This is a genomic window from Treponema endosymbiont of Eucomonympha sp. (assembly GCF_001028545.1).
The window spans coordinates 1-2365 of record NZ_BBPW01000108.1; the positions used below are offsets into that span (position 1 = coordinate 1).

A 2365-nucleotide genomic window follows, 5' to 3' on the forward strand; every position below is an offset into this window, starting at 1 on the left:
CGCTGGCTGCTTCGCGGGCTTCCTGTAGAGCCGGGGAGGGTGCGACGGAGCCGTCGGCGTACTCCCATAACCCGGCGCAGGTGACTTGATGTCTGGGCTGTGCTAGACTCACACTAACAGCTTTTCCCGCTGAGGCTATCTCGTGGCTACCATGGGCAACAGCTATAAAAGGAGGTTTTGCATGTCCGCTCCCGTTTTTGGCCGTCTGCTTACGGCCATGGTGACTCCGATGACGTTCGACGGGGCGGTGGACCTGCGTCGGACTGGCGAGTTGGCGCACAAGCTCGTTGAGGAACAAAACAATGACGGCATTGTCGTCAACGGCACGACGGGGGAATCGCCGACCACGACTGATTCTGAGAAGGCTGAGATCGTTAAGGCTGTCGTCGAGGCTGTCGGATCGGATGCTGCGGTTGTAGCCGGAGTCGGAACCAATGACACCGCTCACACCATCGAACTGGCTCACCAGGCTGCCGAGGCTGGAGCTGACGGTCTACTTGTCGTCACCCCCTACTACTCCAAGCCCTCACAGGCTGGGATCATTGAGCACTTCACCGCTGTTGCCGATGCCACCGACCTGCCGATCATGCTTTATGACATTCCGGGACGCACCGGTACTCCGATTGAGACGAAGACCCTCATTGAACTGGCCGACCATGCACGGATTGTGGCCGTCAAGGACGCCAAGGGGCTTGTGGTTGAGTCAGCGACGGTGATGGCCAGCACCACTCTGGCCTACTACTCCGGTGACGATGCCATCACTCCGGCATTGCTGTCAGTGGGTGGAGTTGGCCTCGTCGGCACGTCAACCCATTTCACCGGTCGACGCATGCACGAGGTCATCGACGCATATGTTGACGGCCGAATTGACGAGGCATTGTCGACCTACCGGGAGATCCTGCCAGTGCTTACCGGTGTCTTTGCAGCTCAGGGGGCCACCATGGTTAAGGCGGGACTGGCTCACCAGGGGTTTACCGTCGGTAGGGTGCGTCCCCCTCAGACGATGCCGACTCCTGAGCAGGCTGAGACTTTCTTCGGTGTGTTGGATCGCACTCAGCTGTGACAACCTCGCCATGACATTGGGAGCTCGAAGCCAGGGGTAAGGTAAAGGCCATGTCCACAGCAGGTCCAGCGGAAATCGCGGTACTCATCGTCATTGCTGTGCTCATGTTTGGGCCGGACAAGCTGCCCGAGATGGCCCGCAAAGCGGCGCGCATTTACCATTACCTCAAGGACATCGCGAACAACACGCGCGATCAGCTTCGCAGCGAGCTGGGTCCGCAGTTCGCCGATCTGGACTACCAGGACCTCAAGCCGCAGAATTTTGTGCGCAAGTACGTCCTGGATAGCTTGCAGGACGACATTGACGAAATTAAGGCTGATTTGTCCGACGTCCGCTCCGACCTCGACTTGGGCTTGGCTGACATTCGTAACTCCGAGGGCCTTCCGGAAACTCCCGTTTCGGCACCCTCCTCAGTCGTTCATGACGAGGCCGTTCCCGTCCCCTTTGACCTCGAGGCCACCTAATGTGATTCCTTACATGATGACCTATCTGTGATGTGGTGGGCCACCTGGTATTGGGTGGCCCACCACATCACGTTCGAGCCCCTTGTGCCACGAGTGCTGCATGCCATCTTGTCAAGGGGCGTCTGGCATAGGTTGTTCGTGCCACAAGTGGCTTAGGCCTGACCGGCAGGGGTGATGGTGACGCTTACCGGGCCTTCTCCGGTGGAGCTGACCTGCAGGCGTGTGTCTCCGGCTTTGGAAATGACCTTGGCGCCCTTCACCTCGACCTTGTAACCATTGGGGTAGTGGATAGCCGGGACGGCGATCTCGGAGACGGATCCTGCCGCGAAGTCACCGTCACCGGCGACACGTTTAGCCGTCCACGTGGCCTGGTACGTCCGGGTGGACTGGTCCCAGGTCGTCGAGGTCGGGGTGCCCGCAGCGGCGCGCAGGTGCGGTACCGCCAGAATGGCGAGCTTGGTGTGGTCCACTTGTTCGTCGGTGACAGGTCCCGGACGGTTGATATGACGGACGAGCTCCTCGTCTGCAGCATTCTGGGTTGTCGGGTCGGAGTTTCCGTTGTACGTCCAGTACAGCCAGCCGACCAGATGGGCGCGAGCCTTGGATGTGACCCCCATGAGAGTGCCGGGGTCTTTGGTGGCCCCGAATTCACTGAGCAAGGAGGCTGAGTTGTTGAACTGGGCTGCCTGGTCGGCGTTGTGGAAGGTGCGAGTGTCGGGGAGATTGCACCCGACGTAGGAGCCGAAGATTGCGTTCATGGGGCAGTAGACGTGCCAAGAAATGGCAGCCTTCGGTGAGGATGGGCGGGCTGGGCGGCTGTCCAGCCCCATGTTCCACG

3 protein-coding genes are annotated in these 2365 nt (G+C 60.0%); 2 read left to right on the plus strand and 1 reads right to left on the minus strand.

Annotated features, from left to right (window positions below; all coding sequences use genetic code 11):
* Positions 1-181 precede the first annotated feature (181 nt).
* Positions 182-1063 (plus strand): 4-hydroxy-tetrahydrodipicolinate synthase, encoded by an 882-nt coding sequence (gene dapA / locus AWU74_RS04980; protein ID WP_002514058.1) that lies wholly within the window; start codon positions 182-184, stop codon positions 1061-1063.
* A 50-nt stretch (positions 1064-1113) separates the two neighbouring features.
* Entirely contained in the window at positions 1114-1527 is a 414-nt protein-coding gene (locus AWU74_RS04985; RefSeq protein ID WP_002515145.1) for a sec-independent translocase, read from the plus strand.
* 152 nt (positions 1528-1679) lie between these two features.
* On the opposite strand, the gene AWU74_RS04990 is transcribed toward AWU74_RS04985, so the two are convergent.
* Positions 1680-2365, minus strand: a 686-nt coding sequence (locus AWU74_RS04990; RefSeq protein WP_238580174.1) for a hypothetical protein, incomplete at its 5' end; no start/stop codon positions are given.